This is a genomic window from Ruminococcus sp. AM43-6, assembly GCF_003461785.1.
In the GTDB taxonomy this organism is placed as follows: Bacteria; Bacillota; Clostridia; order Oscillospirales; family Ruminococcaceae; genus Hominimerdicola; species Hominimerdicola aceti.
In genome coordinates this window covers 50,974-66,493 of the sequence record NZ_QTXU01000011.1, presented here as the reverse complement: position 1 = coordinate 66,493, position 15,520 = coordinate 50,974, and the positions used below count along the sequence as shown (strand labels likewise).

Here is a 15,520-nt window from a genome sequence, read left to right as displayed (position 1 = left end):
CTCTTATATCATCTGAAGCCATGTGACCAACTTGGCTTTTTTGCCCATAGGCGCTTGTATTGCTTTCAGATAATTCTTCTTGATATAGTTTTCAATTACTTTGCGTACCTCGGAGAACTGCTCCTCATTAGCGTTAAAGGCTCTGCTCTCGTCACGCTCGCACTTAACGGCAGTCCATATCTCATGCAGATCTTCCGTGACCTGATTAGTTTCCGAATCAACCACATACCAGCGGTAAATACCGTCGCCGTCCGACCATGAGCCGTCAGCTCTCTTAGTAGGCAGTTCATAGCAGAAGAAGTACCCCTTTCGTGTTGAAGCCATTTTACCGCTGTACATTTTCCTCGGCAATTCCTTGACCTGTTCAAGATAGTCGGGATTATCTGCTAAGAGCTGCTGATATGCAAGGGCAATTTCTTCCTCTGCGGAAGTACTGCCCTCATAATGTGAATTGAATTCTTTCAGTGCTTCGTATTCGTCATCAGGAGTGAGGAGCTTTTCTCCCTCAATGCCGAATGTCTTGGAAATACGGAGCGTTTTCTTTGATACTGTCTTATACAGTGACAAAAGGTCTTCCAATTCCTTTGGCGGCAGGAAGTTCCAATAATACGCAAAATCTCGGTCTGCTTTCAGTTCGGGGTGATCTGCAAGCAGATGGGCTTCGGTATCGGCATCACGGCGGCGGTCGATACGACCTATTCTCTGCATAAGCCTTACTGGGTTCCAGTGTAATTCATAGTTTATAAGGCACGATGCGTCCTGCAAGTTCAAGCCCTCTGCAAGTACATCTGTTGCGATAAGTATCTTTATTTCGTCCGTTACCTCTGCCGATGAACAGCCATTATAATACGGAGCAAAACGCTGTATCATCTCATGGCGGTCACCGGAAGTCTGTCCGTCGATCTCATAAAGATCGGTAAAACCTGACTTTTGCAACTCACGATAAATATACTGCGCTGTCGCCTTGTATTCCGTGAAGATGATAACCTTTTTGTTCTGAATATGTGTATCTTCATGCAGGATATGCTTTAATTCCCGTATCTTATCATCGTTTTCGGGCTTGAATTCCATCATATCTTCGATGAACTTAGAAAGCGTGTCCATATCCATCATCGTATCAACAAGCAGAGCATTGATATTGAAATCATTGACATCAAAGACTTCCTGCGTATTCCACACATAATCGGGCAGGCTGTCCTCAATATCTTCGATAGAGGTCTGATTCAAAGCTGCATATTCCTCGGAGTACCGTAGAATATCTTCCTGTTCAGCCTGTTTTCTCTCAACACGTCGCTTACTGCTTGCATCGGTATCCTTGTAGTCGTTGAGGAATTTGTTCAGACGGATATATATTTTGATACAAGTCTCCTTGAATGCTTCGATAGAACTTTCAAAGCGTTTCAGCAACAGAATACGGATAAGATTTACTACCTGCTGTTGACGACCGGTTACCATCTTGTCCATCTTGGACTTGTCCCCGATGAAATAATCATCGCTGTACGGCGAATAAATGGCAAGGGACAGGATCGTTATCGTCTTTCCGTTCTTATCCTTGTGGTCAAATGACTCCTTGAAGTCATTTATCAGTCTGCCGTATGACTTTTCGAGGGAGTAGTTCGCAACTGTTGGCGGTTTTCTCTCGGAGAACAAAACGTTATTTCCTTGCTCAGTCAGCAGACTACGCTTAACATAAGCACGGCTTCGCTGTACAACAAGCTCCGTCACAAGTTTGTCTGCGCGGATAATATCGCCGGATATATCAAGGGAATCGCTGATAGCTGTACCTGAAACCTGATCGAGCTGTTTCTCCATCTTTTTGAAATGTCCTGCAAGGCTGTGTATGCCGAGAGGAGCCGCAGAGAAGTAATCTTCCTGCCTGTGCGTAAAAAGCTCGATAAGATGCTGTAGATCAAGGAAACTGTTATTGATCGGTGTGGCTGTCAGCATAAACATCTGCTTTTTACAGCCTGCCTGCATCATATCAAACAGCTTTCTGTATCTGTTGGAGGAACGGTTTCGGAAATGATGTGCTTCGTCTATGATTATAATTTCTGCTTGCTGTGCGATCTGATTTATCAAGTTCTGATTTTTGTCAAGCAGCAGATCGGTATGGTTGATGATCTTGAACGGATAGAAGCCTTCCAGTATCTCAGGAATAAGTCGTTTTATAGTTACTTCCCATACGGATACCCTTGCAGATGCAGGAACGATCAGTACGACATTTTTACGCTCCTTTTTTACGAAACGCTCTATCAGCATCATGCCGACAAAGGTCTTGCCCAGACCGACACCGTCACAAAGGAAAGCGCCGGAGTAACGCTCTGCTATCTGGATAAGGCTGTTATAGCCGTCCTTCTGATACTGCGACAAGCCCTTATAAACGACCGATTCGTTTTCTTCCCATTCCGATACTGTTTCCTCATGGCTCTTGAAATACTCATACATGGAGCGAAGATAAACATCATAAGGGCTGAACTCACGGCAGTGCATCTCCATAACTTTCAACACAGCCTCGGTAATATCTGTGCCGTTCTGCCAATGCTCATCAAACCACTTCTGAAGCTGTTCGACTTCATCTTTGACCTGAACATTCAGCTCGATATTCTGCGTCAGTCCCGCCTTTGTAAAGTTGCTTGAACCGACCAGGGCATATCCCAATGGAACATTCATAGCGGAAATGAACTGTTCTCTGTATTCATTACGGAAATAGGTGATATATGCCTTAGCGTGAAATTTATTGCTGTCATATACACGGCACTCAATTTTGCCTGCTTTCATAGCTTTTATGATAGCAGGAACGCCTATCAAGAACTCATTCTTTTCCTGCTCACGCTCCATACTGCTACGGAAACGCTCGATCATAGTCTGTGCTACTTCTTCTATGACGTCTTTTGTGCGTTTTGTAACTTCATTGCCGAGAATAATGCGTATTTTATCGAGTTTCTGCCAATCTTCCCCTAAAGTGAGCAGGCCACCGATTTCAAAGTAACCTGTTGCAATATCCATTTGTTTGGAAATAGAACACCATTCGGAAAGATAATTTTTTACAGAAGCCTTTTCGCTGCTGTTGTCAACTATATATAAAGTATCGTGTGCCATTGCAATCCCCCTGACTATTGCATAATTCAGGGATAACTGTTCATTCTGCCTGTATACCTGATAGGTGCGGTGTTATACTATGTAAAGTATCTGGGGAGAAGATAGTTTTTTTCTCAAAATAGATACATTCAGGAGAAAGCTCACAAAACAGCGTAAAACCGTCACTATTCAATTTTCAAGATGCTGTTTTGACAACAATTCACAACTGCATACACATATTCATGAGCCTGCGTTCATAGGTGCGGTCGGGGTGGATATATCGGTTGAGTGTCAGGGTTACGCTGCTGTGACCAAGGACGGCAGACAGTGCTTTGATGTTGAAACCCTTCTCTGCGGAATTGGTCGCAAAAGTGTGGCGGAGCTTGTGATAATTGTGGCTTTCTACTTCCGCCGATTGCAGTATCTTCTTGTAGCGGTACTGCATCGTGCGAGGTTCGACAGGCTTGTCAGCACCCGATAAGATGAAATGATCGGCTTCATCACGGAACATTTCAAAATACTTCATGAGCATATCGGGGATGGCAATCTCTCTGAATGATGTTGCCGACTTTGGAGCGGAGATCACGATCTTTGTCTTCCTGTTACCGTTGGCGGAAGTGATACGCTGAACAGTCCTGCGGATACGCAGTACCTTGTGCTGAAAATCGACATCTTCCCATTTCAGACCGCAAAGCTCACCGATACGCAAACCCATAAAAAGCGACAGCAGGATACCAAAAGCAGTCAGCGACATATTGGCTTTCAGATAGGAAACGAGCTTTTTCTGTTCTGTATCGCTGATCTTTTCGACTTGCTTTCTTTCGGCTTTGGGTAGAACGACATTTTTCAGGGAAAGCCTGAACCCATATTCCTCCTGTGCATATTTCAGCATCGTTTTGAAAACAGTAAATATATCCCTCACATAGCTTGCAGATAACCCGTCTGCGAGCTTTTTGTTTATAAAGGCATTGATCCTGCCTGCGGTCAGATCTGCACATGGAATATCGCCAAATTCAGGCAGAATGTGCTTTTCAAACTTGTTCTGGTAGTTGGCAAGTGTGGATTCCTTGACACGGTTTACCACAGCATTCAGCCATTCCCGATACACCTTGCTGACTGTGATATATCTGCCCGAAAGATAGCGTGTGGCTATCTCACGTCCGATAAGCACCTTGCTTTCGGTTTCTTCGTAGGTCTTGCCATAAACATAATGATATTGTGCTTTGCCGTTATCGGCGTATTCAGCGATGAACTTCCCGACATACCGCCCGTCTTTACGCTTTGTAATAGTTATACCTGTTTTCTCCATTCAGTAGCCCTCCAACGCTCTCAGAATAGCAATCTGCACATCTGCATTGCCCTTGTTGTATACAAACCGCTGATTTTCAGCATTATACTTGAAATTTTAAGTGAAATCTTGTATAATTTCAATAAGGGGTAGTATGCCATCTGCCATTGAATTATTGCGGATTTCGTGAATGTATCTATTTCGAGAAATCGGCTTTTCTGTATTATAGAGCAACTGCGCGCAGGTCTTGCGCTGTATGCGCGCTGAATATGTGAAAATGCTCCTTGCTGTCGTATAAGAAGCTTCTTTACAGTAAAATTGAAAAAGATGAATTTGCAATTTGCCAAAGATGTGATATAATAGTATTAGACAATTATTATCTCTGTCTTGAGTATAAAAATATAGGGCTGGTGGATAATATGGATATTTACGAAGTATTGAACGAGATAATTACAGAACCTCATTATTATTCTATGTCACGTTTGTTTGCCAATGTGGATAACTCAACGATTGAAGACAATGATAGAATATTGTTTGAATTGCTGAAAAATATATCTTCTATGGGGACTCATGTAACTAAAAATGAAATCACATTTAATCCTATGTTTACCTATAAAGATGGGAGCAGGTCATTTGCTATTGAAGACATTACAGAAACCGATTACCAAATTCTTGAAAAGACTAAGCTTGACAGACTACCTTTAGCATTAAGGTCACTCATCTCAGACATACTATGGACACAGAGGAAAAACTATCCTGATTCACAAATAGCTGCACAGTCATATTGGGAAACATTTCAACAGGTATATAAAGTCAGAAAGTATTATGAAGCATTAAATCCGTTAAAAAGAGCAGTATGTATCTCTCAACAAATCAAATTTCAAGCGTTGTACTCTGAAATATATGATTGGTTCTGTAATACTTTTATCGGTGAAGTTACTCATATAAATGCATTTTGTGCATTGAGAATAATGGAGTTATTCTTTGAGCAGAAAAGCACTGACCTTTCTTTAATAATAAAAGCAGTGGACTCCATTATATCTTTGAATAGTAATGATGATAGTGTTCTCGCAATTGAACAAGCATATGAACTTGAAGCCAAATGCTACAATAAACTTAATAAGAAAAACGAAGTTACCAAGTGTAATCTTGCATTAGCGCAGTTTCAATACGACTTTGCTGAAAGACTATTAGAGAATGGTGCAATGGGAGCATTTAGATCTGTTGGTTTCTATGAAAAAGCCATAGTGTTATTTCGTAACAATGGTGCAAGCTCCAAGGCTGAATCAGTTCATAAGAAACTTGTCGAAGTACAAAAAAAGATTCCTAAAAATATGCATACTTTCCGTACGACATTTGACATTTCAAAAGTTATTGAAAATATAAAAACAAATATGGATGGGCTTTCATTTGAAGAATGCATCATCAGATTCACTCGATATGTTGGCTTTGAATCAATAGATACACTCAGGAAGCGGACAATCAAAGAATGTACAAACAATCCATTGTCATCCTTATTTGGAACTAATGTATTAGATGCGCAGGAAAGAACAATTATTAAGATGGCACCTCTGGATGATAATGATCCTGAAAAAGATCAGGAATTATTAGAATTACATATGTTCCGTTCTTCGCTGCAAACACAAAGAATTATTGGAGATATATGGGTAAAAAACATTCTTCAGTATATCAGAAGTAGGTTTTCTATCAACAATGCTATGGTCGATTTTCTTACTAAAGAAAACTGTATTATTCCCGAAGGCAGAGAAACAATCTTTCAAAAAGGTGTTGGCTGTTTTTTAAGAGGAGAGTATTATGAGGCTATGCATATCCTTGCACCACAAATGGAGAATCTTTTTAGAAATATAGCTAACGAGGTCGGTGGGTTAACAAGTACACTATCTGATGATGGGTTAGCTCAAGAAAAAGTGTTAAGTTCGGTATTCTCTTTACCTGAATTATTGGATGCTTATGATAACAACATAATATTTGCATTTCGCGGACTATTGAATGAACAAGCAGGTGCAAATATTAGAAATAGAATTGCTCACGGAATTATTGGAGAATCTGAGTGTTCTTCAGGTGAATGTTTGTACTTTGGAGCGTTAGTGATTAAGTTGTTATCATTCACCGCCTTTTCTTGTAATGATATTATTCTAAAGAGCGAAAAACTTAAAAACTTCAAAGGACCAACTAAAGACGATATTCAAATCATAAAATAGTAAGCGAGCGAGTTGCCATTATTGACAACTCGCTCGCTTACTATTATTCGTCTTCGTCACTGCACTCGTCAAGTCCGTGCAGGAGCTGAAGGAATGTTCGGATGAGGAGTGATGATAGGTTATTTACATATAAAGTAAGGGAAATGCTATCAGAAGTATGATCGATAGCATTTTTTATTGCATTTTACCTCAAATTATGATAAAATATATATGACAGCAAACATATAACAATCGAAATTTGTTTTGAAAATGGGTGATAATTGTGAGCGACAATGAAATTTTAAACAACCTGCTCTTAGATCTTAAGAATTATGATATATATAATTTTTTGGAGCGCGTTTCTTCACTGAATCTTATTCCGCAGAATCAAAACAAGTGTATGATTTTTGATACAATAATAGATTGTATTTTAAGCAAAGACTTATCTTTTTTTACTGGTACAAATATAATGGGAAAAGCAAAGTTTGAAAAGATGGTCAATGAGTGCATGAAATTATCTATCTCATATGGTATTGATCCAATTGAAGAACCTTTTATCTATCGTGAGCAATTCTACGGAAACAAGTGGATTTTTTCAGGGATAACTCGATATATCGGGTATAATCTACAAATATTTCTTGACATTATATTTGCAAATAAAAACAGCTTTGATGAAGTATTTGTTTTCGAATGTCGAAATATGGCAACTCTTATTTTAGAAATATTGAATAAAACAGCAGAGATATTGGGCTATAATCTATCGTCATTAAAGCATCATGAAACCCTTAATATAGTTTATCCTATGTCAACTGAAAAGTCTGGTATGTTGATCAACTCCATTACTATCGACAATAATTTGATTTATGAGTTACTTAGAAGTGATGCTGAAAGTGTTTTTTCTGTGTTTGGCAATAAAGACAGAGATTTTATTTCAGATGGAAATAATTTTGAATTCTATTATAAACCATTCCTAAAAATTAATACACAGTATTCTATCATCTTAAATCATACAATACTCGCCCCGTTTTTGATTCATTTCTTTTTAAAAAAAGCTAAGGAGTATAATTGCTTTGACGAACTAATACAATTGTACAATGATGATTGTTTTAAGAAATGCATAATAAATCTTTCCAGATTAGGACATCATAAAATAAAAGAAAGTGAGTATGGTGTAAACCTCATAAATAGACTTGACTACAAAGAATTATTATTGAACGTATCAAATGATGGTATTCTATTTCTTCGTTTTTTCTGTGATGACGGAAAAGATTATAACCTTGAAAACATTTTCTCTGAAACGAGAATTGATACTTCTGAAATTGAGGAACGTTTATCTTATATCGCAGATAACATTACAATTACTCCTAATAAGAATAGAATCTATCAGCTTACGGTATCCAATTCATTTGGAAGAGCTTTATTCGTTGGTTTTCAGAAGAAGCCATATACAAAAAATATAGCATTGTCACCATTTGAATTATATTGCTTATCTGTAAACGAATCCCATCATTCAAATTTTATCCCAAGATACATTGACAGTAAATTGAAACTTTCACCAAGTTTTCTTCCGTATCCTATGGATATAAACTATATCGCAATATACTCTGACAACAATTATTCTTTCTATATAGACGATGATGTCGATGTTAGAGAATCAAACCTTTTTGTAGGATTTGGAGATTCTATTGATTATCTTAATAAAGCACTAACCAAATTAGATAAGCAGCTTGTTTCATTCCCAAATAGTAATTATTTAAAAGAGGTAGTACTTACAGATTTAAAGCGTAATATTTATTGCAGTACATCGCATAAGCAATTCGAGCTGTTAATTAAATTCAAAAACATTAATATATGGATTACTACCGAAGAACCTACTTCAATTGAAATGCTAAATGTTATAAAAACTCTTTTGGATGTAGTATCATATTGGCTATCAGAAGTCAAGGATATTATTGAGCAAAATGTATTTAATTGTAGTACTATCGAAATTAGGAATATACTAAATGGAAACATAGCAGATTATTATGCGGTTCAAGATAATGTCACTTCAAATAATGAAGAAATCATAGTTAAGCACGAAAATAATGTTATTATACTACACTGGTGTCCTAAAGATTATTTGAAGTTCTCGGAAAAGACAAACTTATTTGAAAAAGAACTATTATTTAAAGTACTAAACGAATTATTTTCTTATTCTACGTCCAATATTGTAAGCACTCAGTTAGATTACGTTTTTTGTAATCCGTTAAAGAAAAAAGTTCATGCTTTGGATTATACAAATACACCGTACTTGAAACCTACTAATTCAGAATTGCAGCTTATTCCTGTTGAATGTGAAGATTCACTCTTGTATGAATTAGGCGATTATTTCACAAAGGTGAAACAGATTCAGAAAGGCACAAATATTCCCTCCAAAGAAAAGAATAAAATATGTAATGATGCAGTAGGTTACTTATTCAAAAAGTTGTGTGATTTTTCGCAGAATTATAAAACAGAACAACTAATATACAAACTTTGCAATGACCTTGAGACAACCTTGTTTTCAATGATGGTAAAAAGGGGCAGGTACGCATATCAGTTGAATTGCTATCCCGAAAAAACAAACGATTTTCAAGAGCAATTCAATCAAATCAATAAAGCATCACTATCTCAGAAATTTCTGCTGGAATACATATCAGCTCAGCCTCCAAAAGGAGATATAAACCTGGGTGAAATGGATTATGAGGAAATGTTGTCAATCTGTTCTGCAATTATTGATTGGGCAAATACCAGTGATTACTATAGATATAAAATTATCGATAGTGATATGTCTATCTTAAATTCAGGACGTATAGGTATAGATAAGACTGATATTGACAAACTTGCAACTGTAAACGGAACGGCTGCAATAAAGCGAATAAATGACCACTCAAATCCATATATTGATACTTATCATGCTGACATATTAGCTTTGCAACCACCTCAAGAATTAAATATTGCTTATCTTGAAGAATTTGGATTTACCTTCACAGATTTTATTAACTTCATTTATGCAATGTTAGAAATTGGAGATGAAATAGAGAGCAATGTAAAAACTATTACACATGACGAACTGCCTGATAAAATCAAAAAATATGTTAAATTAGATGTAAAGGTCATTTGGCAAGTAATGGATAGTTTGTCACTAAGTCAAAGAAACGACTATCTAACACCACCTTCAGGATTCTCGAAAAATGATATTTGGCCTTGGAAATTTAATAGGAGATTATCGGTTACAAGAAGGCCTATTGTAAATTATGACAACAAGTTTATATGGGGAAATAGGCAGTTATATCATTGTATGCTTTTTACAGTTGATTTGATAAATGATGCAAAATTACCTGTGTTTAATGAAAAAGGAAAACTAAAATCACTGCTTGGAAGAATAGCAAATTCAGGTGGAAATCATTTCAACGATGCTGTTGCCGATAAACTAAAAAAAATTGATGTGTTAATTATCGATTCCAAAGTCAAAAAAATCAATGGAATAAAAATAACGGATGATAAAAATCAAGATATAGGCGATATTGATGTCTTAATTATTTATCCCAAAAAGAAAAAAATAATTGTTGCCGAGGTGAAGGACTTTTCATTCACCAAATCTCCTTATGAAATGCATCAGGAGTATTTACGGGTTTTCTGTGATCAAAAAGGCGAATTGTGTTATATTTCAAAGCATAAACGTAGGGTTGCTTGGATTAAAAATCATATAGATGATATAATAAAGCATTATAATCTTTCACATGAAAAATGGAAAATTGATGACGTTTTAATTTTGAACGAACAGATTATAAGCAATGAATATTATCACATAAATCAAAAAACCATATTGTATGCTGATATTTCAAAGGAATCTATAAATAAGATATAGATCTTAACTCATCTATGCATTAACTAATATAACAGAAAACAACAAGCTGATACTCTATACAGGAATCAGCTTGTTGTTTTAATTTTATTTAGAAATGATTTCCCATAAAGAGCTATAGCTGTCCACCACATCATAAACAACATTATCACTGCTTATAGCCTTGAAATGCTCCTTAGCACAATGTATTTTGCCTTTTTCGATGTCACGGAGTTGCATAGAAGACATAGATCCTTTTGTTTCTGCTATGAAGTAGATATGCTTGACCTCACCCTCATAGAAAGCTATCGCCCAGTCGGGATTATACTTGCCAACCGGAGTTGAGATATAGAAACCGTTCGGCAGCTTGACATACACCGCAACAGCCTTGTTAGTATCAAGCTCCGTCGCAAAATCATGCTCATTTGTGCTGTCATATACGATATGATCGTAGAGGTGCTTCTGAGCTTTCATTGCATTGACGTTCAGCTTTCCCTTGATAGTAGGCTCAGTAAATACTTCCGTACCGTAATGATCATCAAGAGCGTGATAGGTGATATGCTCAATGATAGCTGTTACTTTCTGCTCATTGATAAGCTGAGCAGATTTGAGTATGAATTCTTCGGGGTTATACTGATACTGACCGAAAACCGCAGGCTCAATACCTGTCATGATACGGACAATGTCTTTTCTTGTAAGCCCTGTCTCTGCAACGAGTTTGCCTATAAGGTCATATTTCACGCTCTTGTTGGCGGTGAAAGTTCTTGTTTCGGTGGCGGACTCGTTTTTCTTCATAGCCTCGCCCTTTTCAAGAGCCTCCTTGGAGTCAATGCCCTCCATAGAGCCTGATTCGATCTTGTAGAATATCTTCTGCACCCTGAGTTTGCTGTTCAGTGCGTTGATAGCATTCTTGATAAGCTCATCAGTCTCAAAATCGACTACATATACCGATTTGGAATTTATTTTCTCCCATAACGCCTTAAATTCTGGCATAGCGAGCTTTTTGTCATCGACTTTAAGCTCAACATTATTCTTACGGGCATCTTCGGGCTGAATTGCTTTTTCATCATAAATGCTCTCAATGATCTCTATAACAGCAGGAGCGCTGTCAGCAACTTCCTCTGCTACCTTGATCTCATTGTTAGCCTTGTCCTCGTAGTATTTGTCGGTGAGCTGACCACGCTTGATATAGCCATTGGAGATCATATCCTCATAGATAGCCTGAGCAAGATCGTCATCAATGACCTGAGTGTTACCCTTGTCATCGCTGATCTCTCTGCCTTTGAACAACTCGGCAGTAACAGTTTTTGGTCTGTATGCGACTGCTTCTGCAATCTCACTCTGCAAGCCTTTTGCAAAGCTGTCATAGCTTTCACTTGCGATAACGGTCAGCACGTTGATATTATGCACTTCATTGCCAAGAACACCCGTATCCATTCTGTCTCCGTCCTCATTGACACAAAGTCGCAGACCTCTGCCGACTTCCTGACGCTTGCGGACTTCACTTGTGGACTGTTTCAGGGTGCAGATCTGGAACACGTTAGGATTATCCCAGCCCTCACGAAGAGCCGAGTGGGAGAATATGAAGCGCACAGGCGAACGCTTCGGATCACGGTCAAGGAGAAGCTCCTTGTTTTTCATGATAAGGTCATAAGCCGATACATCGTCCGAGGTTTTCTCTTTCTTGTCGATCTTGCCGTCTGTCAACTTGCCCTTTTTGTCTACGGAGAAGTATCCGGCATGGGTGCTGTTAGCAGAAATCGCATCAAGATAGCGGATATAATCGTCATCGCCGAACTCACGCTGATAATTCTCAATGACAGCCTTGTATTCTTCTTCAAACATATCCGCATAGATACCGTTCACAGGCTGTCCTGCTTCATCATACTGCTTGTACTTTGCGACTTCATCAATGAAGAAAAGCGACAACACTTTGATTCCCTTATGGAAAAGCTGTCTCTCACGCTCGATATGTGATACGATAGTTTCATGTATCTGGATACGGCGAATTTGCTCCTCGTCTATGCTGCCCATAATATCACCGAGGAACAGCTTTTTGCCGTTCAGGAATTCGATATGATCGTCCCTTGCGTCAATACGGGAAATGGTATAGCCGTTCTTGTATTCTTCGAGCTGTCCCGACTGATCGTAGAGGTTAAAACCCTCATTAACGGTTCGGCTGACCTGACGGACACCTGTTTTTCCCTTGACATCAAAGCGGATAGTAGCTGTCGGATTTGCACCCGAAACATTGATACTTTCAAGGAACACAAAGCCCTCTGTTGCCGTTGTTCCGCTTGCGCTGATACCCTTAACCGCAATCTTTTTAACGAGCTTTTTGTTATAGGCTTCCAGTGCGTCAAGGCGGTAGATCATGTTATAAATGCTGTCGGATTTATGCGTTGCGGAATAGCGGAGTGTCAGTATCGGGTGAAACTCTTTCAGACGTTCCTTTGTCTGCTTACCCTCAACCGACTGCGGTTCATCTATAATAAGCACGGGGTTTGTCTTTGCGATAATGTCGATAGGACGGCGGCTGCGGAACTCATCGAGCTTCATATAGATACGGCGAGCATCTTTGCCCTTTGCGTTGAACGCCTGCGAATTGATTATCATGACATTGATATTGCTGTCAGATGCAAAGCGGTCTATCTCGGTGAGCCTTGCAGAGTTGTATATGAAAAAGCGAATCTTCTTGCCGTATTCCTCTGCAAAATGCTCCTGCGTGATCTGGAATGACTTGAACACGCCCTCACGGATAGCAACGCTCGGCACGACAACAATAAACTTGCTCCAGCCGTAAGCCTTGTTCAGCTCGTACATGGTCTTGATGTAGGTGTAGGTCTTGCCGACACCCGTTTCCATTTCGATAGTGAGGTTATACCGCCCCTCCAGCTTGTCCGAGGGCTTTATCTGATTTGCACGCTGTATCTTACGGATACGCTCCAGTATCATATCATCGGTCAGGGCAGGGATAAGCTTCTGATTTGCCCAGCCTGTAAATTCCTCGTCTGTATCGGTCAGGCGAGTTTCAGAGCCTCTGTCGATCATGTATGTAGGCGTGAGATATGGCTGACCTGCGAACACATCAACAACAGCTTTTGCCGCATCAGCCTGGAATTTCTGGTGTTTGAATTGCAGTTTCATATCATATCACCTTAACCCTTGTATCCGGCGAGAGCATCTTGAATATCTCGCTGACATTGATCTTCGACGGGCTGTCTGCAAAGCTGTCGTCACGGAACACAACTCTCAGCGGCTGACGTTTTGCAATGGTCTTTATGACGCTTTCGGGGATAGCCTTGTCAAAGCAGGCGATAAGGTCGCCGTCATTGTAGGTATGCACCGTCACGCCCTCTATCTGCTCGGAACTGTACGGCATGGAAAGCGGCAGACCCCAGTCAAGCAGACAGCCGAACAGCAGGTCAAGGTCGGTGCGGTCGGGCTTGATGTTGCTCTCAAAGCCTAAAAGCATCTGCTGATCTGTTTCGGCAGGGGTGTAATAAACTTCCTGCATATTGGTGTCATCGAGTTTCAGCACACGGAAACCGTAATCAATATCCGCACCTGTTTCGGATTTTATCTTTGCGCCTGCCCTGCGGATTCGCTCTTTGCCTATCTCGCAGATATTCTTATAGCCTGCCTTGTATGCTTCGCTGCTCTCGTCAGTCTTTTCGGGGAGCTGAACCATGACAAACTTGCGGTGTCCGCCGTCCTCTGCGTTTAACTGCATTACGGCGTGTGCGGTTGTCGCACTGCCGCTGAAAAAGTCGAGGATAATAGAATCTTTATCTGTACTCATAAGTAAAGCTAAATGTGGTATTTCTATTGGCTTTGGGTAATCAAAAATGCCTTTACCTCCCATTATATCTCTAACTTGAACGGAACCATTTTCTGTACGAAATTTTTTATCAGTCCATGTATTTTTCACCATCACATTTTCATCTCTGTATTTTTCAACAATCATGTATGTTCCGTCCTGTTTCTTTTTTCCTTTAACATTTATGTTGAGATTTGGGCGTGATTTTTCATTCTTTCCCCAACGCCATACTGTTTGTATTCCATTGGAAACCAAAGGCATAACCTTAATAGAATGATTTTCATCAGGCTCTAATGCAAGATGATATAATCCAAATTCATCAACATTATTAGGGTCAAGATAAAACGGATAACACAGATTAGGTCTGTTCTTATCATTAAAAACGGTATTACGATTTCTTAACTCTCTCAATTCAAATGGTCCGATTTCGTCTTTCATTTCAAAAATATGGTTCTCGTCAGGTACTTTCTGTAAAACAGTGCTTTCAGACTTTGAATAGATCATAATATATTCTGTTGTTTTTGCTATTCCACCATAATCTCTTCCACCTGGATTCGCTATAACAGTTACCATACTTCTAAAATCTGTTAATCCAAATACTTCGTCACATATTTTTTTCAAATTATCATATTCATTATCATCAATCGAAATAAAAATAACCCCGTCATCACTCAGCAGATTTCTCGCCAGCATCAGCCTTGAATAGATCATACTGCACCAATCGGAATGGAATCTGCCGTTTGAATCGGTGTTCTTGAAAAGGCGGTTGCCGTCCTCGTCGAGCTGTCCGCTTCCCTCTGCGTAATCGTCAGCAGACACGGCGAAATCATCACGGTAAATGAAGTCGTTGCCCGTGTTGTAGGGCGGGTCGATATATATCATCTTCACCTTGCCGAGATAGCTTTCCTGCAACAGTTTCAGCACTTCAAGGTTATCGCCCTCGATGTAGAGGTTTTCGGTGGTGTCCCAGTTCACGCTTTCCTCCACGCACGGGCGCAGCGTCTTGCGGATAGGGCGGTTAGCTTCGGCAATAGCCGCCTTTTTGCCCACCCAAGTAAATTCATAGGCTTCATCGCCCTCGGCAATATCCTCGCTCAGCATTGCACGGAGCATTTCAAAGTTAATTGCCTTTTTCAGTTTGCCGTTCTCGTCAGCCGTTTCCGTAATGCAGTTCGGGAACAGTGCGGCAATCTTATCTATGTTCATATCCGTAATGTTTGCGGATTCCATTTTCATTTTTTCCATTATGAGATTCCTCTTTTCCATTA

General features: G+C 39.4%; 6 protein-coding genes. 2 read left to right on the top strand and 4 right to left on the bottom strand.

Annotated elements, in window-relative coordinates:
* Window positions 1–3: 3 nt before the first annotated feature.
* Together DW938_RS07820 and DW938_RS07815 are read right to left on the bottom strand one after the other, a co-directional pair.
* Window positions 4–3,099 (bottom strand): helicase-related protein, encoded by a 3,096-nt coding sequence (locus tag DW938_RS07820; RefSeq protein WP_118124411.1) that lies wholly within the window; start codon window positions 3,097–3,099, stop codon window positions 4–6.
* Between the two features lie 199 nt (window positions 3,100–3,298).
* A complete protein-coding gene (locus tag DW938_RS07815) occupies window positions 3,299–4,387 on the bottom strand; it encodes a site-specific integrase (RefSeq protein WP_118124410.1) in 1,089 nt (362 codons plus the stop codon).
* Window positions 4,388–4,785: 398 nt separating this feature from the next.
* Between DW938_RS07815 and DW938_RS07810 the strand changes: the two genes are divergently transcribed.
* Window positions 4,786–6,588 carry a DUF4209 domain-containing protein gene (locus DW938_RS07810; RefSeq protein ID WP_118124425.1) on the top strand — a complete coding sequence of 601 codons (1,803 nt, stop codon included), beginning with the start codon at window positions 4,786–4,788 and terminating at the stop codon, window positions 6,586–6,588.
* A 262-nt stretch (window positions 6,589–6,850) separates the two neighbouring features.
* Complete coding sequence (locus DW938_RS07805; protein ID WP_118124409.1) at window positions 6,851–10,456, top strand: hypothetical protein; 3,606 nt, start codon at window positions 6,851–6,853, stop codon at window positions 10,454–10,456.
* Window positions 10,457–10,540: 84 nt separating this feature from the next.
* Here DW938_RS07805 and DW938_RS07800 read toward each other — a convergent pair whose 3' ends face one another.
* Together DW938_RS07800 and DW938_RS07795 are read right to left on the bottom strand one after the other, a co-directional pair.
* Window positions 10,541–13,579, bottom strand: a complete 3,039-nt coding sequence (locus DW938_RS07800; RefSeq protein ID WP_118124408.1) for a DEAD/DEAH box helicase family protein — start codon at window positions 13,577–13,579, stop codon at window positions 10,541–10,543.
* A gap of 1 nt (window position 13,580) precedes the next feature.
* On the bottom strand, window positions 13,581–15,518 hold the full coding sequence (locus tag DW938_RS07795) for a site-specific DNA-methyltransferase (RefSeq protein ID WP_242992449.1): 1,938 nt from the start codon (window positions 15,516–15,518) through the stop codon (window positions 13,581–13,583).
* Between the last annotated feature and the right edge of the window lie 2 nt (window positions 15,519–15,520).

Bases quoted from the DNA above. Each gene is read 5' to 3' on its own strand.
- DW938_RS07815 (WP_118124410.1), bottom strand. From the start codon at position 4,387: ATGGAGAAAACAGGTATAACTATTACAAAGCGTAAAGACGGGCGGTAT.
- DW938_RS07795 (WP_242992449.1), bottom strand. From the start codon at position 15,518: ATGGAAAAGAGGAATCTCATAATGGAAAAAATGAAAATGGAATCCGCA.
- DW938_RS07800 (WP_118124408.1), bottom strand. From the start codon at position 13,579: ATGAAACTGCAATTCAAACACCAGAAATTCCAGGCTGATGCGGCAAAA.
- DW938_RS07820 (WP_118124411.1), bottom strand. From the start codon at position 3,099: ATGGCACACGATACTTTATATATAGTTGACAACAGCAGCGAAAAGGCT.
- DW938_RS07810 (WP_118124425.1), top strand. From the start codon at position 4,786: ATGGATATTTACGAAGTATTGAACGAGATAATTACAGAACCTCATTAT.